21 protein-coding genes are annotated in these 23197 nt (G+C 71.9%); 13 read left to right on the top strand and 8 right to left on the bottom strand.

Annotation, left to right across the window (positions count from 1 at the left end):
• Positions 1-42: 42 nt before the first annotated feature.
• Complete coding sequence (locus tag H9I49_RS03015; RefSeq protein WP_188028828.1) at positions 43-1434, bottom strand: FAD-binding oxidoreductase; 1392 nt, start codon at positions 1432-1434, stop codon at positions 43-45.
• Positions 1435-1712: 278 nt separating this feature from the next.
• On the opposite strand from H9I49_RS03015, the gene H9I49_RS03010 reads away from it, so the two are divergent.
• The 4 genes from H9I49_RS03010 to H9I49_RS02995 all read left to right on the top strand — a co-directional run bounded on the left by H9I49_RS03010 (position 1713) and on the right by H9I49_RS02995 (position 4907).
• Positions 1713-2234, top strand: a complete 522-nt coding sequence (locus H9I49_RS03010; RefSeq protein WP_188028827.1) for a DinB family protein — start codon at positions 1713-1715, stop codon at positions 2232-2234.
• A 97-nt stretch (positions 2235-2331) separates the two neighbouring features.
• On the top strand, positions 2332-3144 hold the full coding sequence (locus tag H9I49_RS03005; RefSeq protein WP_255523592.1) for a CPBP family intramembrane glutamic endopeptidase: 813 nt from the start codon (positions 2332-2334) through the stop codon (positions 3142-3144).
• An 8-nt stretch (positions 3145-3152) separates the two neighbouring features.
• Positions 3153-4316, top strand: coding sequence for a PEP/pyruvate-binding domain-containing protein (locus H9I49_RS03000; protein WP_188028826.1), 1164 nt, complete (start codon positions 3153-3155; stop codon positions 4314-4316).
• A gap of 6 nt (positions 4317-4322) precedes the next feature.
• Positions 4323-4907, top strand: coding sequence for a transcriptional regulator (locus tag H9I49_RS02995; RefSeq protein ID WP_188028825.1), 585 nt, complete (start codon positions 4323-4325; stop codon positions 4905-4907).
• A gap of 49 nt (positions 4908-4956) precedes the next feature.
• Here the strand turns inward: H9I49_RS02995 and H9I49_RS02990 are convergent, their stop codons facing one another.
• Positions 4957-6321: a S53 family peptidase gene (locus H9I49_RS02990; RefSeq protein WP_188028824.1), complete on the bottom strand. Its 1365-nt coding sequence runs from the start codon at positions 6319-6321 to the stop codon at positions 4957-4959.
• Between the two features lie 145 nt (positions 6322-6466).
• On the opposite strand from H9I49_RS02990, the gene H9I49_RS02985 reads away from it, so the two are divergent.
• Positions 6467-6976, top strand: coding sequence for a GNAT family N-acetyltransferase (locus H9I49_RS02985; protein ID WP_188028823.1), 510 nt, complete (start codon positions 6467-6469; stop codon positions 6974-6976).
• On the opposite strand, the gene H9I49_RS02980 is transcribed toward H9I49_RS02985, so the two are convergent.
• Entirely contained in the window at positions 6949-7770 is an 822-nt protein-coding gene (locus H9I49_RS02980) for a hypothetical protein (protein ID WP_188028822.1), read from the bottom strand. The two genes, H9I49_RS02985 and H9I49_RS02980, sit on opposite strands and share 28 nt — an antisense overlap.
• A gap of 187 nt (positions 7771-7957) precedes the next feature.
• Here H9I49_RS02980 and H9I49_RS02975 point away from each other — a divergent pair, with 187 nt between their 5' ends.
• Positions 7958-8302, top strand: coding sequence for an MmcQ/YjbR family DNA-binding protein (locus tag H9I49_RS02975; protein WP_188028821.1), 345 nt, complete (start codon positions 7958-7960; stop codon positions 8300-8302).
• Positions 8303-8397: 95 nt separating this feature from the next.
• On the opposite strand, the gene H9I49_RS02970 is transcribed toward H9I49_RS02975, so the two are convergent.
• The gene (locus H9I49_RS02970) at positions 8398-8802 is read right to left on the bottom strand and encodes a VOC family protein (protein WP_188028820.1); all 405 of its coding nucleotides are present in this window, start codon (positions 8800-8802) and stop codon (positions 8398-8400) included.
• A gap of 206 nt (positions 8803-9008) precedes the next feature.
• Between H9I49_RS02970 and H9I49_RS02965 the strand changes: the two genes are divergently transcribed.
• Genes H9I49_RS02965 through H9I49_RS02955 form a run of 3 tightly spaced genes read left to right on the top strand, consistent with a single transcriptional unit; the run spans position 9009 to position 11691 of the window.
• Positions 9009-9914, top strand: coding sequence for an ROK family protein (locus tag H9I49_RS02965; protein ID WP_255523676.1), 906 nt, complete (start codon positions 9009-9011; stop codon positions 9912-9914).
• Positions 9911-10861 (top strand): 1-phosphofructokinase family hexose kinase, encoded by a 951-nt coding sequence (locus H9I49_RS02960; protein ID WP_188028819.1) that lies wholly within the window; start codon positions 9911-9913, stop codon positions 10859-10861. The genes H9I49_RS02965 and H9I49_RS02960 overlap by 4 nt, the downstream gene beginning before the upstream one ends.
• Positions 10858-11691: a class II fructose-bisphosphate aldolase gene (locus tag H9I49_RS02955; protein WP_188028818.1), complete on the top strand. Its 834-nt coding sequence runs from the start codon at positions 10858-10860 to the stop codon at positions 11689-11691. Before H9I49_RS02960 ends, H9I49_RS02955 begins: the two co-directional genes overlap by 4 nt.
• 206 nt (positions 11692-11897) lie before the next feature.
• Here the strand turns inward: H9I49_RS02955 and H9I49_RS02950 are convergent, their stop codons facing one another.
• Positions 11898-12797 (bottom strand): SIS domain-containing protein, encoded by a 900-nt coding sequence (locus H9I49_RS02950; RefSeq protein ID WP_188028817.1) that lies wholly within the window; start codon positions 12795-12797, stop codon positions 11898-11900.
• Positions 12798-12921: 124 nt separating this feature from the next.
• On the opposite strand from H9I49_RS02950, the gene H9I49_RS02945 reads away from it, so the two are divergent.
• The 4 genes from H9I49_RS02945 to H9I49_RS02930 all read left to right on the top strand — a co-directional run bounded on the left by H9I49_RS02945 (position 12922) and on the right by H9I49_RS02930 (position 17060).
• Positions 12922-13722 (top strand): DeoR/GlpR family DNA-binding transcription regulator, encoded by an 801-nt coding sequence (locus H9I49_RS02945; protein ID WP_188028816.1) that lies wholly within the window; start codon positions 12922-12924, stop codon positions 13720-13722.
• 163 nt (positions 13723-13885) lie between these two features.
• Positions 13886-15151 carry an extracellular solute-binding protein gene (locus H9I49_RS02940; RefSeq protein WP_255523591.1) on the top strand — a complete coding sequence of 422 codons (1266 nt, stop codon included), beginning with the start codon at positions 13886-13888 and terminating at the stop codon, positions 15149-15151.
• A gap of 14 nt (positions 15152-15165) precedes the next feature.
• Complete coding sequence (locus H9I49_RS02935) at positions 15166-16161, top strand: carbohydrate ABC transporter permease (protein ID WP_255523590.1); 996 nt, start codon at positions 15166-15168, stop codon at positions 16159-16161.
• Positions 16158-17060: a carbohydrate ABC transporter permease gene (locus tag H9I49_RS02930; protein ID WP_188028815.1), complete on the top strand. Its 903-nt coding sequence runs from the start codon at positions 16158-16160 to the stop codon at positions 17058-17060. Before H9I49_RS02935 ends, H9I49_RS02930 begins: the two co-directional genes overlap by 4 nt.
• Before the next feature lie 3 nt (positions 17061-17063).
• Here the strand turns inward: H9I49_RS02930 and H9I49_RS02925 are convergent, their stop codons facing one another.
• The 3 genes from H9I49_RS02925 to H9I49_RS02915 form a co-directional block, all read right to left on the bottom strand.
• Positions 17064-18491, bottom strand: coding sequence for a hypothetical protein (locus H9I49_RS02925; RefSeq protein WP_188028814.1), 1428 nt, complete (start codon positions 18489-18491; stop codon positions 17064-17066).
• Between the two features lie 197 nt (positions 18492-18688).
• Positions 18689-21022 (bottom strand): beta-galactosidase, encoded by a 2334-nt coding sequence (locus tag H9I49_RS02920; RefSeq protein WP_188028813.1) that lies wholly within the window; start codon positions 21020-21022, stop codon positions 18689-18691.
• Positions 21019-23196 carry a glycoside hydrolase family 3 N-terminal domain-containing protein gene (locus tag H9I49_RS02915; RefSeq protein ID WP_188028812.1) on the bottom strand — a complete coding sequence of 726 codons (2178 nt, stop codon included), beginning with the start codon at positions 23194-23196 and terminating at the stop codon, positions 21019-21021. The genes H9I49_RS02920 and H9I49_RS02915 overlap by 4 nt, the downstream gene beginning before the upstream one ends.
• Between the last annotated feature and the right edge of the window lies 1 nt (position 23197).

The following is a 23197-nucleotide window of genomic DNA, read 5'->3' as shown; positions in this document are numbered from 1 at the left end:
GCGACGGGCGTCGCGGGCCATCGGGGATGCCCGTGCCGCCGGTCAGCCTGCGGGTGGGACGTTGTGGTTGCGGTGGAAGACGTTGTCGGGGTCGTAGGTGCGCTTGATCGCCGCGAGCCGGTCGAAGGTCCGGCCGGGATAGATCCTCCGGACGGCGTCGGCGTCGTCAGGGAGTGAGAAGCCGACGTACGCCCCCGGCGTGCCCTTCGAGATCGCAGCACCGAGAGCCTCGATCCACTCGCCCTGGACCGCCAGGTGCTCGACACCGTCGACGATCGCGGCGACGTTGTACATCAGCGGCCACTCGCGGTGGGCGTACGCCGTGGCGTCCGGAGCGACGCGGCTGATGGCCCCGCCGAGCGGGCGCAGCTGGACGACGGTCATCTGCACGCCCGGATCGGCGAGCCGCGCCCCGAGCTCGTCGATGACGCGGGCGGCGTCGGCGACGCCGAACTCCTGTGCGAAGCCCGTCGTCGACGTGGCCACCGGGTGGTAGTCGGCGCCCTCCTCGGCCGCGAACAGGCCGGCATACGGCATCGGGGCCAGCAGGTCGGCGATGGGCGGCGCGACCGCACGCAGGCGCGACAGCACGGGCTCCGCCTCCTCGGGCGACCCGGCATACGACACGAGCGCGAAGATGACGAGCTTCCCGTGCAGCTCCGCCGGGAGGAACGGCATCGGCGGCGCGGGCATGACGTTGACGATCGCGCCGAGCTGCTCGGGTGCCTCCTGCGTCACCCGGACGAGCTCGGCCACGGTATCGGCCGTCGCCGGCAGCACGAGGAGTCCGCCGACGATCTGCGGCACCTCGTGGAGGCGGTAGGTGAACCGGGTCACGACGCCGACGTTGCCGCCACCGCCGCGAACAGCCCAGAAGAGGTCGGGCTCGTGGTCGGCGTCGACCTCGTGGATGGTGCCGTCGGCCGTGACGACCTGGGCCGACAGGACGTTGTCGACGGTCAGGCCCTGGGCGCGGCTCAGGAAGCCGACCCCGCCGCCGGTCGTGATGCCGCCGATGCCGACGGTGCCCGTGTCGCCGAAGCCGATGGCGAGGCCGTGCTCGCCCACCGCTGCGGTGACCTCGCCCGCGGTGGCACCGGTGCCGGCCGTGACGGTGCGCGCCTCCACATCGACGTCGATGGTGTCGAGGCCGCTGAGGTCGATGACGAGGCCGCCGTCGACGGTGCCGTGGCCGGCGCCGCTGTGGCCCCCGCTGCGCACAGCGACCTCGAGGCCGTGCTCGACGGCGAAGGTCACGGCGGCCGCGACGTCCTCGGCGCTGGTCGTGGTGACCGCGACGCGGGGTGCCACGTCGAGGTGGCGGTAGAAGATCGCGTGTGCGTCGCCGAAGCCGGGATCGCCGGGCTCGTGGACCGTGCCGCTCACGGCTCGGCGCAGGACGTCGGGGGTGATGGTGGGGTCTGTCGTCGTCATGCTGGTCATCCTCCGGGCTCAAGTGGACGTGAGGTCAAGGGCTTTGTCGGTCGCGGCCCTTCACCCCTACGTCGAACGGCGACGCCGGTTTGTGACACGGCGGGCCAGAAATCTGCGACGGGCCCAGCGACGCTGGTCCGGCTCACCGGCGCTGGGGGGGCTCAGCGGCGTCGGAGTGCTCCCACGGCGCTGAGCGGCGACCGGGTCGGACGTCTCGCGCCTGCCGTGCGTGGCGGCGTCCCAACCGGCCATGGGTGCATGCTGGTCAGGTGGACGACGTGACGACAGACCCCGCTCGTGACCTGCTGCTCGACGGCTTCGGCCGCATCCGTGACGGTGTGCCGGAGGTGGTCGACGGTCTCTCCGTCGACGAGCTGCTGTGGCGCCCGGACGCCGACGCCAACCACATCGCGTGGCTCGTGTGGCACCTGGCCCGCCAGCAGGACGACCAGGTGGCCCAGCTCGCCGACGACGATTCGGTGTGGCTCGGCGACGGCTGGGTCGACCGGTTCGGCCTGCCCTACGCGCGCGACGCCCACGGCTGGAGCATGACCTCGTCCGACGTCGGGCAGTTCAGGGTCGCCGACCCCGGCCTCTTCGCGGGCTATCACGGCGCCGTCCACGAGCGAACCGCCGCTCTCGTCGAGGAGATGGACGCGGCGACCTACGCGCGGGTCATCGACCGCAGCTGGGACCCGCCGGTCACGGTCGGCGTGCGCATCATGTCGGTGCTCGAGGACGCCGCCAAGCACCTCGGGCAGGCCGAGTACGTGCGCGGCCTCCTCGAACGGCGGCGCTGACGGCGCGAAACCCGCGACTGGGGGGACTCCTGTGGCAGGAGTGGTGAAAGCGGGCCAACGTGCATACGGCACAGGTTCGCGTGCCACCATGGAGAAGATGACTGCACTCGCGAGCACACCTTCGTTCGTCGGGGACCCACCCGACGGCGGTGTCATGCAGTCACACGAGGCCGTACGCCGGCACCGCCTCGCGCTCATCGCGCGCGGTCGCCGGGCGCGCCTCGCCGCGACCGTCGTGGTCGTCTTCGCCCTCGTCGCCGTCAACATCGCGAACCACGTGCTCGGCTGGGACACCATGTGGCTCGGCCCGGTCGGCGCCGTCGCCCTGCTCGGCTTCGCCCGCTGGCAGGGCCTGTCCTGGCACCAGCTCGGCCTCGCGCGCCGCACGCACGCGCGCGGCATCCGCTGGGGCCTCGGCGTGATCGGTGTCGTCGGGCTCGTGTACCTCGCCGGCATCCTGCTGCCCACGACGCGCACCGCATTCCTCGACGTCCGCTACCACCTGCCCCCGGCCGGCGCCCTGTTCACGGCCTTCGTCATGATCCCCGTCGGCACGATCCTCCTCGAGGAGGTCGCCTTCCGCTCGGTGCTGTGGGGGTTCCTGTCGCGCCACGCCCGGATGTGGCAGGTCGTCGTCGCGTCGTCGGTGCTCTTCGGCCTCTGGCACGTCTTCCCCGCCATGGCGTCGGTGACCGGCAACGAGGCGATCGGCAGTGCCGTCGCCGGCCTCGGCCCGTTCGCGAAGGTCGCCGTCGTCGGCGGCACCGTGCTCTTCACCGCGCTCGGTGGCGTGCTCGCCGGTGAGCTGCGCCGCCGGAGCGGCAGCATCTTCGCGAGCGTCGGCATGCACTGGGCGACGAACTCCCTCGGTGTGCTCTTCGGCGTCCTCGCCTGGCGCCTCGCCGCCTGAGCGCACCGGTGCGCCTCGTCGACCTGGCCGACGCCGGCCCGGAGTGCGGCGGCAAAGCGTACGCGTTGGGCCGTCTGGTGCGGGCGGGTGTCGACGTGCCCGAGGGCGTCGTGGCCCTCGGGGAGGTGGACGCCCTCGCGCTTCGCGAGGTGCTGGCTCGGCTCGGCGAGCCGCTCGCGGTCCGCTCGAGCGGCCTGCACGAGGACTCGGCCTCCGCCTCGTTCGCCGGGCAGCTCGAGACGGTCCTCGGCGTCGCCGGCACGGAGGCCGTGGCCGAGGCGGTCGAGAGGTGCGCCCGTTCAGGCGGCACCGACCGGGCACGTGCCTATGCGCGGCGCCTCGGCAGGACGACGGAGACGCGGGTGCCGGTCATCGTCCAGCGCCTGGTGGCGGCGCAGGTCGCCGGGGTGGCCTTCACTCGTGAGCCCACCACGGGCGCGGACGCGGTCGTCATCGAGGCTGCCCGCGGGCTCGGGGAGTCCGTGGTGGGCGGGACGGTGGTTCCCGACCGCTACACGGTGTCCGGGGGGTCCGGGATCGGGGGGGTCGAGGTCCGGGTGGGATCCAAGGCGACTCGCGTCGACCTCGGACCGGACGGCCTGCGGCGCAGCGCGGTCGGGTACGCCGACCGTCGCCGCCCGAGCCTGACGGACGCGATGGCCGCGGAGGTGGCCGAGGCCGCCCGTCACGTCGAGGCCGTGCTGGGCCATGCCGTCGACGTCGAGTGGGCCGTCGAGGGTGACCGGCTGTGGGTCCTCCAAGCGCGGCCCATCACCACGAGCGCGTTCTCCCGGTCGCGACGCAGCGGCCACGACACCGGGCGAGTGCTGGTGTCGGGCACCGGTTCGAGCTCGGGCACGGTCGGCGGGACGGCACGGGTCGTGCGCGGAGTCGACGAGTTCGGTCGGATCGGTCCCGGTGACATCCTCGTCTGCCGCACCACCGACCCGGCGTGGACCCCGCTCTTCGGCATCGTCGCCGCTGTCGTCACCGAGACCGGGGGCCTGCTGTCGCACGCGTCCATCGTGGCTCGCGAGGCCGGCATCCCCGCCGTCGTCGGGGCGGTCGGCGCGCTGTCGCGGATCGGCGACGGGGAGGCCGTCGTGGTGGACGGCGCGCGCGGTACCGTCGCCGCACCAGCCCGTCTCAGTGAGCACCGAAGAGGTGAGTGAGCGCCGATGACCCAGGCGTCGACGCCAGACCTGCTGACCCTGCACGCCGTGCGGCTCACCGGTTTCGGCGACACCCCCGAAGTGGCCGCACGGTTCGGCCTGCGCCTCGACGAGACTGCTGGGCGACTGGAAGCGCACCGGGCCGCGGGTCGCGTGGCGCGGAGCGCCTTCGCCGCCGTGTCCGGCTGGTCCCTGACGGAGGAGGGGCGGCGGCTGGGTGAGTCCCTGCTTCGCGACGAGATCGATGCCGTGGGTGGCCGCGAGATCGTCGTCGAGGCGCATCGAGCCTTCGTCCCGCTCAACGACGTCGTCGCCCACGCCTGCACGACGGTGCAGCTCGACCCGTCACCCGAGAACCACGAGGCCGCGTGGCAAGCGCTCTCGGGCGTGGCCGCTGACCTCTCCGGCCTCGAGGACCGGCTGGCCGACTGCCTCACCAGGTTCGAGGGCTATCACCGCCGGTTCGCCACTGCACTCTTCCGTTCCGACGACGACCCCGCGTGGCTCACCGGCACCGACGTCGACTCGTGCCACCGGGTCTGGTTCGAGCTGCACGAGGACCTCATCGCCACGCTCGGCCTCTCCCGCTGAAGAGGCCGACCGGCGCGTACCGGGCGGCCGCCTCACGGCATACGCGGAGTCAGTGGACGAGCTGACCCACGAGGTTCGCGACGTCCGGTGAGCCGAGGCCGGTCGGGTCGTCGTATCCGACCTTCGCGTCGAGGCCCGGCCCCTCCCATGCGTTGTTGCCGGAGGTCACGTCGTGGAAGGCCAGGGCGTGTGTCCGACCCGCGCCGATGGCATACAGGGCGGGGTTGAGCCCGCCGAGCCGGTGGCCGGCCTGCTGGTCGGCGAGGGCACCGATGGCGGCCCACTGCGGCGAGCCGGAGCTCGTGCCTCCGTAGAAGTAGAAGCCGTTGTCGGCCGGGTCCGGGTTGAAGCCGTTGTAGACGAACACGGCGGTGTAGACGGACGCGTCGTACGCCACGTCCGACGTCGTGCGCATCCGATTGCCGTTGACGGCGGCCTGGTACGAGGGCGCCGGGAAGATCGTGCTGGGCGCCCCGCCGGTCGCGCCGATCGGGCCGAGGCGGCAGCCGAACGGCTGGTGGACGGCGCACGACGCCTCGTCACCCCAGACCGTCTCGGACCGGTAGGCGCCGGTGTCGCCGGCGAAGAGGTTCGTGCCGCCGACGGCCGTGACGAGCGGGTCGGATGCCGGGTAGCCGGCGGCCGGGGTCGGCCCGCCGTTGGAGGCGCCGTCGTCGCCGGACGAGGCGAAGAGCGAGATGCCCTTGGCCTGCGCGGCGACGAAGTTCTCGTGCGACTGCTGCAGCTGCAGGTTGTTGCCCTTGCCGCTGATGGCTGCCTCGTAAGCGCCGTAGCTCATCGACAGGACGTCGCCGAGGTCGTGGTCGACGGCGTAGCGGACGGCGACGTTGATGGCATTGCCGTAGTTGTTCGGGGCGACGACGAGGTTGATCGTCGCGTCCGGCGCGACGGCGTGCGCCCACTGGACGTCGAGGCTCGTCTCGCCGGCCCAGCCGAGGGGCTGGCCCTGGTGGGCGGTGCTCGAGTCCGGCGCGCCCTGCGGGTAGTAGACGTTGAGGTCGGCCTCAGGCAGCCCGAACGTCCGGCTGAAGACGTCGAGGTCCTGCCGCACGGTGGGGCTCCCGTAGGCGTCGACGATGACGATCCGCCGTCCCTTGCCCGTCCAGCCCGCGGGGATGTCGTACGCCCTGCGGATGAGCGCCGGTGTGTAGCAGGCGAGCCCGATCGCCGCGACGCACTGCGACGGCGTCGGCAGGGCGCCCGGGTGGGTCCCGGTCGAGAACTGCCGCGTCAGCGGATGGACCGTGTAGACGATGTCGCCGGTGTTGGTGCTGACGGTGCTGGTGCCGGCCGCTGTCGCGGACCCTGCGGCGAGCGTCGACCCGACGGCGAACGCGGCCGTGACGAGACCGACCCCGAGATACGTCCGTCCGCGCGTCTGTGGTGTGCGCATGGTGCCCCTTTCCCTGGTCACCCCCGAGGCGGCTCGGGCGAGCCGTTCGGAAGGTAGGTCGGCTCTCTGCGAATCGGCTTGGCTGCTCCTGCTCGCTGCATGGGAGGGTTGGGAACCCGTCGTGGCGGGCTGCGAGACTGCGGACATGGAGGGCTTCACGATCCGGGCGGCGCGGCCCGAGGAATACGACCTGCTCGGTGAGCTGACGGCCACCGCCTACCTGGACGACGACCTGCTCGACTTCGGCGCGGAGGACCCGTACCTGGCCGTGCTGCGCGACGTGCGCCACCGGGCCGAGCACGCCGAGGTCCTCGTCGCGGTGGACGAGGCCGGCTCGGTCCTCGGTGGCGTCGCGTTCGTCGGCGGTCCGGGGCCCTTCGCCAACATCGCCGCGCACGACGAGGCGGAGTTCCGCACCCTCGCGGTCGCGCCGAGTGGACGCGGCCGCGGTGTGGGCGCGGCCCTCGTCGCCGCGTGCCTCGACCGGGCGCGCGCGCTCGGTCGCAGCCGCGTGGTCCTGTCGACGCAGCCGATGATGTACGCGGCGCACCGGCTCTACGAGCGCTTCGGCTTCGTCCGGGTGCCCGAGCGCGACTGGTCGCCGGTCGACGACACGAACCTGCTCGTCTACGCGCTCGACCTCGCCCGCGACTGAGCCGCCGCGCGCGCCCGGCCGATGAGGTCGCGCACCGCGGCCACGATCGCGGGGTCGAGCTCGACGTGCGCCTCCAGCAGGTCGAGCAGGGTCTCGGACGCCAGCGCGTTGCGCTCGTAGCCGGGGACGAGGTCCGCGAGCGGCAGCAGGTCCGGCCCGAACCGCCGCTCGACCCCGCGGTCGACGACGAAGGGGTCCTGCGCATCGCCGTCGCCGAGGCCGAGGTGGCCGAGCACCGTGACCCAGCGGTCGACGGCATACCCCTGGATGAAGCGCGTCGCCGTCAGGCGCTCTCCGCGAAGGTCGCGGTGCAGCCCGACGTAGAGGTTCGTCACCGCTTCGCCGACCTCGTGCTCGAGCGGGGGCGCCTGCGGCACAGGCACGTTCGGGATCTCCAGCCCGGCCGGTGCGTCGGCGCGGCTCCAGTGGATGCGGCCCGGCGGGTAGCCGGCGGTCGCCATGTCCGCGAGGGGGAAGACGGCATACTCCGCGAAGAGCCCGTCGGCGAGGAGCGCCTTGCGCCCGGCCGCGCTGTTCTCGAACGACCACACGACGGGGTGCGCGGCCTCGAGCCAGTCGATGTCGCCCAGGTAGCGGTCACGCGCTGCCGCGTCGTCGACGACGACGAAGAAGTCGGCGTCGGAGTGCTCGTCGAGGCGGTGCCGGTCGCGCCCCACCGACCCGAGGCCGAGGAGCGCCACGGCGTCTCCGCGGCGGTCGAGCTCGGCGCCGAGACGGTCGAGGAAGGCGAGGAGGCGCTCGGGGACGGTGTGCTGGGACGGCGAGAACGGCATACGTCGGCTCCTTGGAAGAGGTCGACGTTTCAGCCCGCCCGGCCCGGTGCCGTCGGGGTCGCGACAGGACGCAGGCTATGCCGCCGCGTGCCGACGCGGAAGGTCCGACATGGCGCTGACGGGCAGGTCCCTCGGTACCAGAGGTATCGAAACGGCGTGCCGCCGGGCCGTGTGGCAGGGTGGAGGGGTGCCCGTGACCATCGACGACGTGCGCCGTGTGGCCGAGCAGCTGCCTCGCTCGTACGAGGTGCTGGTCCGCGACCGCGTGAAGTTCCGTGTCGGCAAGATCGTGTGGCTCGCGTTCTCCGCCGACGAGACGCAGATGGGTTTCGCCTTCCCCAAGGAGGAGCGCGACGTCCTCGTCGCGAGCGAGCCCGACGTATTCCTCATGCCGCGCCGCTCCGACCTGCGCTTCAACTGGGTCGAGGTGAGGCTCGCGGCCCTCGACGAGGCGCGCATGCGTGAGATCGTCATCGACGCGTGGCGCCTCGTCGTGCCCAAGACCGTCGCGCTCGCCCAGGGCGGCGACTGAGGTGGCGGGCTGAGGCGGTTGGCTGCGGCGGCCGGCTGACGCGGCCGGCTGAGGCGGTTGGCTGCGGCGTCCGGCTGACGCGGCGAGCCGAGCGGTCAGCCGATGCGGTAGGAGGCGGACGTCCGCGGACCCTTCTCCGCGGCGCCGCGCTCGATGCAGAACTCGTTGCCCTCCGGGTCGGCCAGCGTCACCCAACCCGTGCCGTCCTCCTTGCGGTGGTCCCCGACGACCGTGGCACCGGCGGAGACAGCCCGCTCGACGGCCTCGTCGCGGGTGCCCTCGTCGGGGGCGACGTCGAGGTGGACCCGGTTCTTGGCCGTCTTGCCCTCCGGCACCGGGATGAAGAGCAGCCCCGTGCCGGGGTGGGGGAAGGAGGGCGCGACGACCACTTCGGGGTCGTCGTCGTAGTAGACGTTCCAGCCGAGCAGCCCCGCCCAGAACGTGGCGAGGGCGCGCGAGTCTGCGCAGTCGAAGGTGATGTTGTGGATCTCCAGTGCCATGCGGGCAGCGTCGTCCCGATCGCCCCCCGCCGCAACCGGGTTGCCCTGTCTCCTTCGCCGATGGCGGCGAGAGCCTGCCCGCTTCGCGAGCGGAGGGAGGCGGTCGGTGGCAGGGTGGGGAGCGTGCTCGAGCGTCCCTGGATGTGTCCGAATGTGATCGATCAGGTGTTGAGCCGTGCAGTATTGCGCATAGACTGCGCGGCGTGATGCGCGAAGCAGTGGTCGGGATCGACGTCGGTGGCACCCGGGTCAAGTCGGTCCTCGTGGCGCCCGACGGGCAGGTCCTCGCAGAGGCGGTGCGACCGACACCCGAGGACGTCGGCCCTCAGCTCGGCGAGGTCGCCGCCAAGTCCGTGGTCGAGCTGACCGCACGCGCCGACGACGCCGTGGAGCTTCTCGCGGTCGGCGTCGCCGTGCCCGGGCTCGTCGACGACGTGGCGGGCATCGGCGTCTGGTCGGCCAATCTCGGCTGGCGCGACCTCGACCTGCGCGGCGGCATCAGCGCCCACGTCGACGTGCCGGTCGCCATCGGGCACGACGTGCGTTCGGGGTTGCTCGCCGAGCACCGGCTCGGCGCGGCGCGAGAGGCGGACAACGTGCTCTTCGTCCCCCTCGGCACCGGCCTCGCGAGCGCGATCCTCTGCCGCGGCCAGCTCGTCACCGGCTCCCTCTGGACCGGCGAGATCGGTCACATCGTCGTCGTTCCCGACGGCCCCGCGTGCGCCTGCGGCCAGCGCGGCTGCCTCGAGGCCCTGTCGAGTGCCGGAGCGATCGGACGCCGCTGGTCCGAGGCCACCGGCATGGTCGGTGACGCCGAGGAGGTGGCCCGTCGCGCCGACGCCGGCGAGCCCGAAGCCCGTCGCATCTGGCAGGAGGCGATCGACGCCCTGGCGATCATGGTCGCCCCGGTCGTCGCGGCCGCCGGCACCGAGCTCGTCCTCATCGGTGGCGGCCTCGTCCACGCGGGCGACACCCTCCTCGACCCGCTCCGGGACGCGCTGACAGTCCGCCTGGGCGGCCGCGACGACGTCGCCGTCGAGGCCGCAGCCCTCGGCGACCGCGCCGGCTCGCTCGGCGCCGCGACCATAGCGCTCGACCTCGTCGGTCGATGATCCTCACGCTGACGCCGAACCCGGCGCTCGACATCACGTATGCCGTCACATCCGTCGCGCTCGGGGAGTCCCACCGCGTCGGCTCGGTCAGCGAGCGGGCCGGGGGCAAGGGCCTCAACGTCGCCGCGGTGCTCACGGCCATGGGCCGACCGGCGGTGGCCGTCGCGCCCGTGGGTGAGCTCGACACCGGCCTCTTCGCGTCCGACCTGGACGCCCGCCGGGTGCCACACCGCCTGGTCAGCTCACCCTGCCCGACGCGGCGCTCGGTGGCCGTCGTCGAGGCGGACGGCCGCGCGACCTTGCTCAACGAGCCGGGCTTCGGCCAGTCGCAGCGGGTCTGGGACCGCCTCGCCGACGAGCTCGTGAGGCTGGCGCCCGACGCGAGCGTGCTCACGGTGTCGGGCAGCCTCCCGCCCGGGACCGACCCGAACCTCGTCCGCCGCGTCACCCTCCTGGCGCGCGAGGCCGGCCTTCGGGTCGTCCTCGACGTCAGCGGCGTCCCGCTCACCCGCGCCCTCGGTGCCGCCCCCGAGCTCGTGAAACCCAACCGGGTCGAAGCGGCCGTCACGCTGACCGGTCTCGGAAGGGGTGAGGTGCCGAGCGTCCCCGGCGCGGCCCGGGCCCTCGTCGTCGCGGGCGCGGGTGCGGCCGTCGTCAGCGACGGCACCAACGGTCTCGTCCTCGTCCACGAGGACGTCGCCCTGCGCGCCCACCTTCGCCGTCCGCTGTCGGGCAACCCCACGGGCGCCGGTGACGCCCTCACCGCCGCGCTCGCGGCCGACCTCGAGGACGGGATGCCGCAGGGCCGTGACGCCTGGGCGGCTGCGCTGCGTCGCGGCATCGCGTGGTCCGCCGCCGCCGTCCTCCAGCCCGTCGCCGGCTCCGTCGACCCCGCCGACGTCGACCGCCTGCTCCCCACCGTCGAGATCGAGGAGATCCGTCCGTGAGCCGTTCGCCCCTCACGCCCCTGCTTGCGGAGGCGTCAGCCGCCGGGCGTGCCGTCGCGGCCTTCAACGTCGTCCAGATCGAGCACGCCGAGGCGTACGCCGCCGCGGCCGAACGCGTCCGCCTCCCGGTCGTCATGCAGATCTCGGAGAACTGCGTCCGCTACCACGGGTCGCTCGCGCCCCTCGCGGCCGCGACGCTCGCGATCGCCGACGCGTGCGACCAGCCCGTCGTCGTCCACCTCGACCACGCCGAGGACGCCGACCTCGTCGCGGAGGCGGTGCGGCTCGGGCTCACGTCGGTCATGTTCGACGGGTCGACGCTGCCCGACGAGGAGAACCGCGCCGCCACCCGGCGCGTCGTCGAGCTGTGCCGCGGCGCCGGCATGAGCATCGAGGCCGAGCTCGGTGAGGTGGGGGGCAAGGACGGCGTGCACGCCCCGGGGGCCCGCACCGATCCCGCGGCCGCCGCCCGGTTCGTCGCCGAGACGGGTGTCGACGCACTGGCGGTCGCCGTCGGCAGCAGTCACGCCATGACCGACCGGACCGCCGAGCTCGACACGGACCTCATTGCGGCACTGCGCGACTCGGTGCCGGTGCCGCTCGTGCTGCACGGCTCGTCGGGCGTCCCCGACGACGGCCTCGTCGCGGCGGTGCGGGCGGGCATGACGAAGGTCAACATCGCGACGCACCTCAACCAGGTCTTCACGCGCGCGATGACCGGCCGTCTCGAGCAGTCGCCGACCGTGGACACGAGGGTCTACCTCGGCGCGGCCCGCGACGCGGTCACCGACGAGGCCGCCCGCCTCCTGCAGCTCCTCGCCCTCCGCTGACCCTGTTTCGCGCGCTCCTGACCTGAGCGCGCGAAACAGGTTCTGGGCGCGCGAGATGTCACGCGCTCGGGTCCGGATCGCGCGCTTCTGGATTGAGCGCGCGAAACGTCCGTGAGGCGCGCGAAATGTCACGCGCCTCGGGTTGAACCGCGCGCTCAGGGCTGGAGCGCGCGATTCGGCGGGCGAGCCCGAGGGGAGGGCGGGGGTCAGGTGAGGACGATGCTGCGCGTGAGGTGGCGGGGGGCGTCGGCGTCGAGACCGGCCGCGTCGGCCTTCGCGAGGCACAGGCGGTGCAGGCGCACGAGGTCGGCGAGCGGGTCGATGTCGCGGTGCTCGAAGTGCGCGCCGGCGGCCCGCACCTGGTCCGCGAGGCCCTCGGGCACCTCGCCGAAGGCCCACACGACCCGGCCGGGGGCGGCGATGCTGATCGGGCCGTGGCGGTACTCCATCGCCGGGTAGGCCTCGGACCAGAACTGTGCCGACTCGCGCAGCTTGAGCGCCGCCTCGTTGGCGATCCCGCCGGTCCAGCCGCGCCCGAGGAAGGTGACCTGCTCGGCCAGGGCGAGCCGGCCGTATGCCGCCGACGCCTCCTCCGCGAGCACGGCGCGGGCCTGCGCCGCCACCGGTGCGAGGTCCTCGCCGAGGGACGCGCGGAGCAGTGCGAGGGTCGTCGTGGCGAACCGCGTCTGCACCACGCTCTGCTCGTCGACGTCGTCGAGCAGGATGGTCGCGGCGGACTGCTCGACGACCGGCGTCCGGGCGGTCGCCACGATCGACACGTGCGGCGTACCGGAGGCGCGCAACGCCTCGACGACCTCGATGACCTCGGTCGTCGTGCCGGAGCGGCTGATCACGACGACGCGGTCGTAACCGCGGCTCAGGCGGTGCTCCGAGGCGGCATACGCGTCGGTGACGCCCTGCCCGAGCTCCTCACGCCGTGCGGCATACGCCTGGCCCATGAACCACGACGTGCCGCAGCCGATCGTGGCGACGCGCTCGCCCGGCTGCGGTAGGCGCTCGGCGACCGTGGCGAGTCGGCCGACGACCCGCTCCCAGTCGTCGGGCTGGGTGGCGATCTCCTGGGCGAGGTGCTGGTTCTGCGGCATCGTTGGACTCCGGACGTCGTGACGGCACGGGGCCGTGGCGCCGTGACTGTGTTTGATCGAAACGTAGCCTAAACGCGCATAGATGCACATGTCTATTGCTCGAACTGCGCGGTATGGTCAGCCCGTGACCGAAGACAGCGATCTCGCCCGTAACCGCGCCAGCCGCTGGTCGATCATGCTCGACCGGCTCGCCACCGTCGGCCGTCTCGGAGTCGGCGAGGCCTCCGAGCTGCTGGGCGTCAGCGAGGCGACCATCCGCCGCGACTTCTCCGAGCTCGCCAAGCGGCAGCTCGTCGCCCGCAACCACGGCGGGGTAGTCGCGACCTCGGTGGCCTACGAGCTCCCCTACCGCTACCGGAGCGGGCGCGCGGACGACGACCGGGCGCGCGTGGCCGAGGCGGCGGCCGCGCTCGTGCGCACGGGCCAGGTCATCGGGCTCAACGGCGGCACGACGACGACCGCCACCTCGCGGGCCATCACGGCGCGCGAGGACCTCGCGAGCGACGGCGAGATCACCATCGTGACCAACGCGCTCAACATCGCGACCGAGGCCGTGCTGCGCCCGCACGTGCAGTGCGTCTCGCTCGGCGGCGTCGCGCGGCCCGAGTCCTACGAGGTGACCGGACCGCTCGCGCAGCTCGTGCTGCACCAGCTCTGGCTCGATGTCGCGGTCGTCGGGGTCAACGGCCTCTCCGCGCGCGAGGGCGCGACCTGCCGGCACGAGGAGGAGGCCGCCATCATCCGCACGATGATCGAGCGCTCGAAGCAGGTCATCTGCGTCGCGACCGGAGAGAAGCTCGGCACGCGCACCTTCGCCTCGATCTGTCCTGCCGAGCGCATCGACCACCTCGTCACTACCGTGGGCGCAGACCGGGCCGAGGTCGAGGCGCTGCGCGACGCGGGCGTCGAGGTCCACCAGGTCTAGCGAGTCGCGCAGTGGCGATGCGTGATTGTGATTGATTGAGCCAAATTTCAGTCACCTTTGGTCTTGCGGTGCGCAGAATCCCGCTCTAGGTTGGGCGTCACCGTGTGACGGGTAGGCGCGTGATCACGCCGCCAACCACCCCGGCACCGAACCAAGGAGAGACATGAGGTCGATGAAGAACTCTGTGGTCGTCGCGGGTCTGGCCATCGCGGGCCTCGCCCTCGGGGCCTGTGGCGGTGGCACCGGAGCCGGCAACGCCGGCGGCGCGGGAGGCTCCACCGGTGGGGAGGAGGTCAAGACGATCAAGCTCGTCGCGGCCGAGTACTCGAAGGACCACACCAAGGCGTTCTGGGACGCCTTCGCCAAGGCGTACAAGGAGAAGACCGGCTACACCCTCGAGGTGCAGGTCGTCAGCTGGGACAACATCGACCAGCAGTCCTCGACGATGATCCAGAACAACCAGGCGCCCGACATCCTCAACCTCAACGCGTACGCCAGCTACGCGAAGGACGGCCTCCTGTACGACTCCGACGCCGTCCTGCCGGCGAGCGTCAAGAGCGACATCCTCGACACCTTCGTCAAGTACGGCACGTACGACGGCAAGTTCTACGGCTTCCCCGACCTGTCGTCGGCCCGCGCCTTCTTCTACAACAAGGCGCTCTTCAAGCAGGCCGGCATCAACGAGCCGCCGAAGACGTGGGCCGAGCTCGAGGCGGACGCCAAGAAGATCACCGCGCTCGGTGGTGGCAACGTCGGCTATGCCCTCCCCCTCGGACCGGAGGAGTCGCAGGGCGAGTTCTCCATGTGGCTGTTCAACAACGGCGGCACGTGGAAGGACGGCGGGAAGTGGACGATCAACTCCGACAAGAACGTCGAGACTCTGGCCTTCCTCAAGAAGCTGACCGACGCGAAGCTCACGCAGAACAACCCGGCCCGCACCAACCGCGCTGACGCGTTCGACCTCTTCAAGTCCGGCAAGGCCGGCATGGTCATCGGCTTCAGCCCGCTGGCGGCCGACCTCGACAAGGACAAGAAGGTCGACTACGGCGTCGCGCCGTTCCCGACCAACGACGGCTCCGAGAGCAAGACCTTCGGCGTCACCGACTACCTCATGGCCTTCAAGAAGCCGGGCAACGAGAAGGCGGTCAAGGCCTTCTACGAGCTCTACTACCAGCCCGACCAGGTCAACACGTTCATCAAGGCCGAGGGCTTCCTCCCGGTCACGAAGTCCGGTGTCGAGGCGTTCGCCGGCGAGACGAAGCTCAAGGTCTACCTCGACACCCTGCCCAACGCGCAGCTGACGCCGACCGACGACCCGACGTGGGACAAGGTCAAGCTCGCCGTCCAGCAGAACCTCGGCGCGGCCATGACCGGCGACCCGAAGGCCGTGCTCGACAAGCTCCAGCAGACCGCCGAAAACGGCGGATGAGGTTCGCGTCCGCGATGACCGAGCGCACCACCGTGACCCCCGACCCCGCCGCAGCTGCGGGGTCGGGGGACCCCGGCTCCCGTATGCCGTCCCGCCCGTCCCGTCGCAGGCGGGCCGGCCGCATCGGCCAGGTCCACCCCCTCGTCGCGCTGCTCTGGCTCGCGCCGGCGCTCGCGCTCATCCTCGGCGTCGTGCTCTACCCGGCGATCAAGCTCTTCGACGCCTCACGCGGGGAGTACTCGATCACGGGCCTGCGCAAGGGCGATGCCGGCTGGGACAACTACGCCAAGGTCCTGGCCCACCCCGACCTCGGCACGGTCCTGCTCAACACCGTCGTGTGGGTGGTCGCCGTCGTCGCGGTCACGATCGTCATCGGCCTGGCCCTGGCGCAGTTCCTCGTGAAGCCGTTTCCGGGGCGGCGCTTCGTACGCTGGGCCGTCATCATCCCGTGGGCTGCCTCGCTCATCATCACGAGCCAGCTCTTCGTGCTGCTCTACGACTACAACTACGGGATCATCAACCACGTCCTGCAGGGCCTGCACCTGATCAGCACGCCGATCGACTTCCTCGGCAACGACAGCTGGACGATGTTCTCGATGGTCGTCGTCGGCGTCTTCGTGTCGCTGCCGTTCACGATCTTCGTGTTCATCGCCGGCCTCGGCGCGATCCCCGACGACGTCATGGAGGCCGCGACCGTCGACGGCGCGAGCCCGTGGCAGCGCTACTGGAACATCACGCTGCCGCTCATGCGCCCGGCGTTGATGATCGCGACGGTGCTCAACGTCATCTACGTCTTCAACAGCTTCCCGATCATCTACACGCTCAACGACCGGAACCCCGGCTACCTGCACGACACGACGATCACGTTCATGTACAAGCTGGCGTTCAAGAGCCAGGAGAAGGACGTCGGCATGTCCGCCGCCGCGGGCATCTTCAACGTCCTGCTCATCCTCGTCGTCGTGGCCATCTACCTGAAGATCATCAACTGGCGTGAGGAGACGAGCCGATGACCTCGACCACGGTCTCTACCCCCCCATCGGCGGGAACGCCTGCGCCGCAGGGCAGTTCGACCTCGGCACCTCGGGACCCCAAGCGGCGCAAGCGGATCCTCATGGCGGTCGGCGGAGCGCTCGTCGCGTTCGTCTTTCTCGCGCCCTACCTCGTCATGGTGCTCGACTCGCTGCGCACGAGCAGCGACGTCAAGAGCACCCCCGCGACGATCCTGCCGAAGGTCTGGCAGTGGGACACCTACGCGCAGGTGCTCGGCGACGAGCGGTTCCTGGCCTGGCTCAAGACCTCGCTCATCGTCGCGGCAGGCTCGACGGTCATCGTCATCGTCGTCGCGATCCCGGCGGCGTTCATGACGGCCCGGCACCGCTTCCCGGGACGCGGGGCGTTCCTGTTGCTCGTGCTCGTGACGCAGATGTTCGCGCCCACGTCGCTCGTCGTCGGCCTCTACCGGCAGTTCTTCGAGCTCAACATGATCAACACGTACGGCGCGCTCATCATCACGAACGCTGCGTTCAACCTCGCCTTCGCGATCTGGATCCTGCACGGCTTCTTCGCCTCGATCCCGCTCGAGGTGGAGGAGGCGGCGGCGCTCGACGGCGCGGGCCGCTGGCAGGTGCTGCGCCGGGTCATGCTGCCGCTGACCCTGCCCGGCCTCGTGACCGCGACGATCTTCACCTTCATCGCCGCGTGGAACGAGTACGTCGTGGCGCTGACACTCATGATCGACGACGACAAGAAACCGCTCACGGTCGGCATGCGCGCCTACATCACCGGCTACGAGCAGCACTGGGACCAGCTCTTCGCGGCGTCGGTCATCGCCGTCGTGCCGGTCGTCATCCTCTTCGCGATCATCGAGAAGCACCTCGTCGGCGGCCTCACCGCCGGCTCCGTCAAGTAGGCGTCACAGCTGGGCCGGCGGGGGCGGCACGACGATGCCGACGACGGTGCCGAGGTCTACGACCGAGTGCCGGGCCGCCGCGATCCGGCGGCACTCGGCCTCGGTGCACCACCTCGGCACCACCCCGTCCTGGGCGGCCCGCACCATCATCCGCACCGTGCCGGCCGTGATTCGGCCCCTCGTCGTGTTCCGCTCCTTCGCCGGCTGGTAGAGCACGACCTGCGGTCGTGACCCGTCGGGCCGCGGCTGCGTGGCCTGCTGGACGAGGGCGGAGTACGCACGTCGCGTGGCCTGGTGGTCACCGACGTCCGAGCGCCACGTGGCGACCCCGACCACGGCGAGGACCGCCAGACAGGCGACCCCGATCCGGCGTGACCACCGCGACCCGGCCAGCAGGAACGCCGCGGGCAGGACGATCGCGAGCCAGGCCCAGAGCTCACCGCGCGGGTCGGTGTCGATGCCGGTCACGAGAGTCTGGGCCGAGCCCAGGCCGACCACGACCGCGACGGCGAACCACAGTCGCACCAGGGCCGGTCGAAGGCCTGTGTCGCGGAAGGCCACCACGGAAGCGACGACACCCACGAGGCCGGCCGCCCAGACGACGACCCCCAGTCGGTACAGGGCTCGCAGGACCCGCAGGGTGTTGACCTTCGCGTCGTAGAGGCTGACCAGTGGGTTCGGGTGCCGCCAGGCGGCGATCCGCAGCCCCAAGTGGTCGAACGCGATCTTGTTGAGCACGTAGATGACGGCCACGCCGACCGCGTACGACGCGACGAGACCGACGGCGAGCAGCACCATGTCGCGCCACGGCCGCACCCCGACGTGCACCACGGCACACACGAAGAGGACGATCCCGACGGGAGGGTAGGTCAGCACCGACAGCACGGTGACCACGAGCAGCCACGTGCCGAGGCGGCGGCGGCTGTGGCCTGCCGCCGGCAGCGTCCAGACACCCGCGGCAGCCACGAGGACCGACGGCGTGAGGGTGCCCGGCCAGTAGAGCAGCCGCACCCACACGACCGACACGAAGAGGGCCAGCCCCAGCAGCGCGTCGACAGCCCAGTGCAGCCGCGGGAGTCTCAGACGGAGCAGGCGCCAGAGTCCGGCGACGAAGAGGGCGTATGCCGCCGCGTACGTCACCGCAGCCGAGGTGGCCGTGCCGTGCTGGCCGATGACATACCACCAGGCCGAGTTGAGCCATCGGCCCTCGAGGAGGTTCTTCGCGACGACGCTGGTGGCGGTCGGCGTGTCCGGCGGCAGGAGGTACGGCCAGTCGTCCCTGCGGATGTACGGCGCGACGGCTTGCGAGACAGTGTCCGTCAGGACGAGCGCGACGCCGAGGACGACGGCCACGAGGAGCCATCTCGGCGGTCCGGCCTCGCGACCGCCACGAGGCGACCCCGTGGTGGAGGGGCGGACCTGGACCGTCATCGTTGGACTCGCTCACCCGTCGAGAAGGGACATGCTCCCCACGACGATAGGCACGGATCCGCCGGGACCCGGGGATCCGGCCACCTTCCCAGTGAACTCCCAGTGGACTCACCGGATGCCTACCCCGGCACCTCGCCTCGAGTCAAGCAACACGACGACGGCCCCGGTCACCCGTGCGAGACCGAGGCCGTCGCCTGTCAGCCGGGCCGGACGGTGTGCTCGCCCGGCGCCAGCCGTACCGGTGTCCCGTCGACGACCACCGTCGTCCCGCCGTCCTCGTCGAGGCCCGGCCGGAAGTGGACCGAGCCGTCCGCGTCGACGCCGGCGACCTCGGCCGAGGCCCACTCGAGGCGGCGTCCGGCGACGTCGAGCCCGAGGGCCAGGATGTGCCCGCTGCGGGCCGGGACCTCCAGCGTGGTCCCGGCGGCGATCGGGGTGTCGTCGAGCGCGACGGTCACGGTGGCCCCCGCACCGGAGGTGTTGATGACGTGCAGGGCCCGCTCGCCGCCTGCCGTGCTCGTCGTCGTCGCGAACACGCCCGGCCACTGCGTCTCGAGGCGGAGCCCGGGGCCGACGCCCAGGCTCGACAGGGCCCGGTCGAAGAGCACCGGGTCCGAGGGCACCTGCGCGGCGAGCACGATGGCCCGGCCCTCGCCGAGCGCCACGTCGACGCCGCACACGGCTCCGTAGACGTCGGTGAGCACGACGTCGCCGCGCTCGTGCACGAGCGACTGGATCCAGCCCGCCCGCACCTCCGGCCACGGCTCGGCCCAGCCGTGGGCGACGAGCGAGGGGAAGTAGTGCCCGTGGTCACGCACGACCTCGCCCGGCTTGATGCCGAGCGCGTCGGCGAGGACGGTGCACGGCGTGCCGTCCAGGTCGCGTTCGGGGATGCGGCCGAGCAGCACGACGTTGCCGCCCGACACGACGTGGCCGACGAGGCGCTCCTGCACGGTGCGCGACACGTAGCGGCCGACTCCTACGAGCACCGTGCTGCCCGGCTCGGGGTCACGGCGTTCGAGATGCACTGCACCGTAACGGAACCCGCCGAGCAGCAGGGATCGTGCGAGGGCCTTGCGCTCACCCGCCCCGCGGTGCGCGGTCAGGTCGTCGACGACCTCCGTCATGAGCGCGGAGCCCGGGTGGTGGTACTCGGTCATGTACGCGTCGAGCACGAGTCCCAGCGACACGTCGTCGTGGTCCTCGTCCATCCGGGCGAGCCACGGCTCGTTGGCCTTGATCGCGTGGATGCTGCGACTCGTCGCCGCATAGGTGTAGCCGCGCTGGCCCTCGGGACCGACGGGTGCGGCCGTGCCGTGGCGCTCCCCGGTGAACGAGAGGCGGTCGTTGCCGTCGCCGACGAGCTCGTCGAGCGGCGGGTTGATGCCGCCGGCGAAGAGGTAGTAGTTGACGAGCCGGTTGCCCTGCGCGAGGCAGAGACGGGTCTTGAGGTCCGCGGTCGACGGGTCGTACTGCAGCTCCGAGCCGGCGCCGTAGTCGCCCGACCCCGCCTCGAACTCCAGCGAGGTCAGGGGCTGGTCGTCGTCGTGCACCGCCGCCATGAAGGCGTTGATGACGTAGAGGTCGGTCATCGTGTTCAGCGTCGCCTCGCCGAGGTAGTGGTCCGAGCCCGAGACCATCCCGGGGATGCCGCTGTAGGTGTCGACGAGCTGGCTGATCCCGATGGGGAACGGCGCACCGTTGCCGCCCTCGGTGCCGTGGATGTTGACGAAGAAGGGGACGCCGGCCACGTCACGCTCCTGGCACATCCGGCGCAGGGTGGCCACGTACTCGCCGAAACGCCCGCGCATGAAGAGGCCGAGGTCGAGGCGCAGCGGCCCGGCGGCCTCCTCCGAGGGGGAGCGCACGAGGTCCGCCCACCCCGCCTCACCGGGCCGGACCGCATACGGGGTCGCCTCGCCGTGACGCCTGCGAACGAACTCGCCGAACGCCTCGACGAGCCCGTCGGTGAGGTCGGGCGAGTTCGTCACCCAGGCGAGCATGCCCACCTCGTTGTCGAGCTGCACGCCGATGACCGGGCCGCCGGCCGGCTGCAGCCGTGGCGCGAGCACCGGCATGATCGCGTCGAACCACCGGCCGCTCTCGGCGAGGAAGGCGGGCGCGAGGTAGTCGACCGTGCGTGAGGCGACCGGTGCCCCGTCCCAGCCGACCGGGACGATCTCCGGGTGGTCGCGGTAGACGCTGAACGGGATGCCCTCGTTCTTCAGCTCGGCCATGACGAACGGCCCTGGCCGGGCGATGAACCGCAGGCCCTTCTCGGCCGCGAGGTCGATGAACGCGCCGACGTCGCGCTCGGGACGGGTCCTGCCCGTCACGTCGATGCTGCCGTCGGGCAGCTCGTGGAAGATCCACGGGATGTACGAGGCGACGGTGTCGCAGCCGGCCGCGACGAGCAGGTCGAGGCGCTGGGCCCACTCCTCACGCGCGACGCGGAAGTAGTGCACCTCGCCCGACATGACGATGCGAGGCGTGCCGTCGACGCGGATCTGCCGGCGGATGGTCTCGATCATGAGTCGTTCCTCACCGTGATGCTGACCGGCTGGAGCCGGGCGGAGTCGGGTCCGGTGAGCAGGACCACCTCTCCCTCGTCGATGCGGGCGGTCAGGTCGCGACCGACGTACGCGAACTGCCCGGCGTGGACGTCGAACGTGACCTCACGGGACTGGCCGGGTGCGAGGTCGACGAGCGCCCAGTCGGTGAGCTCGACGAGGGGGCGGGTGACCTGGGCGACGGGGTCGCGGAAGTAGAGCTGCACGACCTCTCGGCAGGCGCGCTCGCCGGTGTTCGCCACGGTGACCGTGAGGGTGAGGGAACCGTCAGTGGGGATCGTCGGGGTCGACACCGTGGGAGCGGCGTACTCGACGGTCGTGTACGACAGGCCGAACCCGAAGGGGAGCCGCGGGTAGGTGGGCGCATCGAGGTAGCGCCCCTCCGCGTGGTCGACGTCCGCGCGGATGAGCCGGCCGGTGGGCCGCTGGTGCGTGCTCGTCGGGATGTGCCCGGTCGAGAGGGGGAACGTCATCGGCAGCCGGCCGTGCGGCTCGACGTCGCCGAAGAGGACCGACGCGAGGGCGGTGCCGGCCTCGACACCTGGGTGCCATGCGACGACGACGGCGTCGGCCAGGTCGAGCACCTGGCCGAGGTCGAGCGGGCGGCCGGTGTAGACGACGGCGACGACGGGCTTGCCCAGCCGGGCGACAGCCTTCAGCACGTCGAGCTGGCCGTGCGGCAGGCCGATGTCGGTGACGCTGTTGGCCTCGCCTGACCGCGACGGGTGCTCACCGAGGAGCAGCACGGTCCGCTCGGCGCGCCGGGCCTGCTGGAGCGTGCGGTCCGAGAAGCGGCCGTCGCTCACCTCGACGCGGTCGCCGAGACGCTCCCGGACCGCTGCCGCAGGGCTGACGACGTCCTCACCGCGGCCGTCGAGCGTCCACGTGCCGAGCAGCGCCTCCCCCTCGTCGACGAAGGGTCCGCTGAGCAGGAGCGTCCCGGCGTCAGGCTCGAGCGGCAGCACGCCGTCGTTCTTCACGAGCACGTGCGCGGCCTGGGCGGCGCGGAGCGCGACCGCCCGGGTCTCGGGAGTCGGGGCGTTCGTCGCACCCGGCTGGGCGGCATACGGACGCTCGAAGAGGCCGAGGCGGAACTTGAGGCGCAGCACGCGACGCACGGCGTCGTCGACCAGCGCCAGCTCGACCTCGCCCGACTCGACGAGATCCTCGAGGTGCGCGAGGTAGGCGCCGCTGACCATGTCGAGGTCGACGCCGGCACGGATGGCGAGGGCGGCCGCGTCGCGGTTGTCGGCGGCGACGCCCTGGAACACGATCTGCCCGATGCCGTTCCAGTCGGCGACCACGACGCCGTCGAACCCCCACTCGCCCTTGAGGACGCCGCGGAGCAGGTGCTCGTGGGCGTGCATCGGCGTGCCGTCGACGTCGTTGAAGGCGGCCATGACGGTCAGGACGCCGGCGTCGACGGCCGCCTTGAACGGGCGCAGGTGCAGGTTGCGCAGCGTGTTCTCGCCCACGCTCACCGTGTCGTAGTCCCGGCCGCCGGCGGCGAGGCCGTATCCGGTGAAGTGCTTGGCGCACGCGGCGATCCGGTCGGGGTCGCTCGGGTCGGCACCCTGGAAGCCCTTCACGAGCGAGGCTGCCAGGCGTCCCGAGAGGACCGGCGCCTCGCCGAGGGACTCGGCAACGCGGCCCCAGCGCGGCTCCTCGGAGATGTCGACCATCGGGGTGAAGGTCCACGCGACGCCGTCGACGGCGGCCTCCCGGGCCGCGGTCTCGCCGAGCTTCTCCGCGATTTCGGCGTCGAACGAAGCCGCGAGCCCCAGCGGGATCGGCCCCACGGTGCGATGGCCGTGGATGACGTCCCGGCCGAAGAGCAGCGGGATGCCGAGCCGGCTGCCCTCGACCGCGTGGCGCTGCGCGGCGTCGATGTTGCCGACGAGGACCCCTTCGTCGCGCTCGTTCCCGCCCGTGGCGCCGGACGCGTAGAGGCTCGAGCTGATGCGGCCGGCGCGGATCCTCTCGGCGTCCGCCTCGGGGTCGATGTTGGCGACCTGATGGGTCTGGCCGACCTTCTCGGCCAAGGTCATCTCGGCCAGGAGCAGGTCGATGCGTTCCTCGACGGGCAGCGCGGCATCGAGCCACGGCCGGGTGGTCCTGGTGGTGACGTCAGTCATG

The organism is Terrabacter sp. MAHUQ-38 (assembly GCF_014518425.1).
Lineage (GTDB): Bacteria > Actinomycetota > Actinomycetes > Actinomycetales > Dermatophilaceae > Terrabacter.
The sequence above is the reverse complement of the archived record's forward strand: the minus strand, read 5'-3'. Positions and strand labels throughout refer to the sequence as shown.

Coding starts and splice junctions, on each gene's coding strand:
- H9I49_RS03015 (WP_188028828.1), bottom strand. CDS start 1,434: ATGACGACGACAGACCCCACCATCACCCCCGACGTCCTGCGCCGAGCC.
- H9I49_RS03005 (WP_255523592.1), top strand. CDS start 2,332: ATGACTGCACTCGCGAGCACACCTTCGTTCGTCGGGGACCCACCCGAC.
- H9I49_RS02995 (WP_188028825.1), top strand. CDS start 4,323: ATGACCCAGGCGTCGACGCCAGACCTGCTGACCCTGCACGCCGTGCGG.
- H9I49_RS02990 (WP_188028824.1), bottom strand. CDS start 6,321: ATGCGCACACCACAGACGCGCGGACGGACGTATCTCGGGGTCGGTCTC.
- H9I49_RS02985 (WP_188028823.1), top strand. CDS start 6,467: ATGGAGGGCTTCACGATCCGGGCGGCGCGGCCCGAGGAATACGACCTG.
- H9I49_RS02980 (WP_188028822.1), bottom strand. CDS start 7,770: ATGCCGTTCTCGCCGTCCCAGCACACCGTCCCCGAGCGCCTCCTCGCC.
- H9I49_RS02970 (WP_188028820.1), bottom strand. CDS start 8,802: ATGGCACTGGAGATCCACAACATCACCTTCGACTGCGCAGACTCGCGC.
- H9I49_RS02965 (WP_255523676.1), top strand. CDS start 9,009: ATGCGCGAAGCAGTGGTCGGGATCGACGTCGGTGGCACCCGGGTCAAG.
- H9I49_RS02960 (WP_188028819.1), top strand. CDS start 9,911: ATGATCCTCACGCTGACGCCGAACCCGGCGCTCGACATCACGTATGCC.
- H9I49_RS02950 (WP_188028817.1), bottom strand. CDS start 12,797: ATGCCGCAGAACCAGCACCTCGCCCAGGAGATCGCCACCCAGCCCGAC.
- H9I49_RS02940 (WP_255523591.1), top strand. CDS start 13,886: ATGAGGTCGATGAAGAACTCTGTGGTCGTCGCGGGTCTGGCCATCGCG.
- H9I49_RS02935 (WP_255523590.1), top strand. CDS start 15,166: ATGACCGAGCGCACCACCGTGACCCCCGACCCCGCCGCAGCTGCGGGG.
- H9I49_RS02930 (WP_188028815.1), top strand. CDS start 16,158: ATGACCTCGACCACGGTCTCTACCCCCCCATCGGCGGGAACGCCTGCG.
- H9I49_RS02925 (WP_188028814.1), bottom strand. CDS start 18,491: ATGACGGTCCAGGTCCGCCCCTCCACCACGGGGTCGCCTCGTGGCGGT.
- H9I49_RS02920 (WP_188028813.1), bottom strand. CDS start 21,022: ATGATCGAGACCATCCGCCGGCAGATCCGCGTCGACGGCACGCCTCGC.
- H9I49_RS02915 (WP_188028812.1), bottom strand. CDS start 23,196: ATGACTGACGTCACCACCAGGACCACCCGGCCGTGGCTCGATGCCGCG.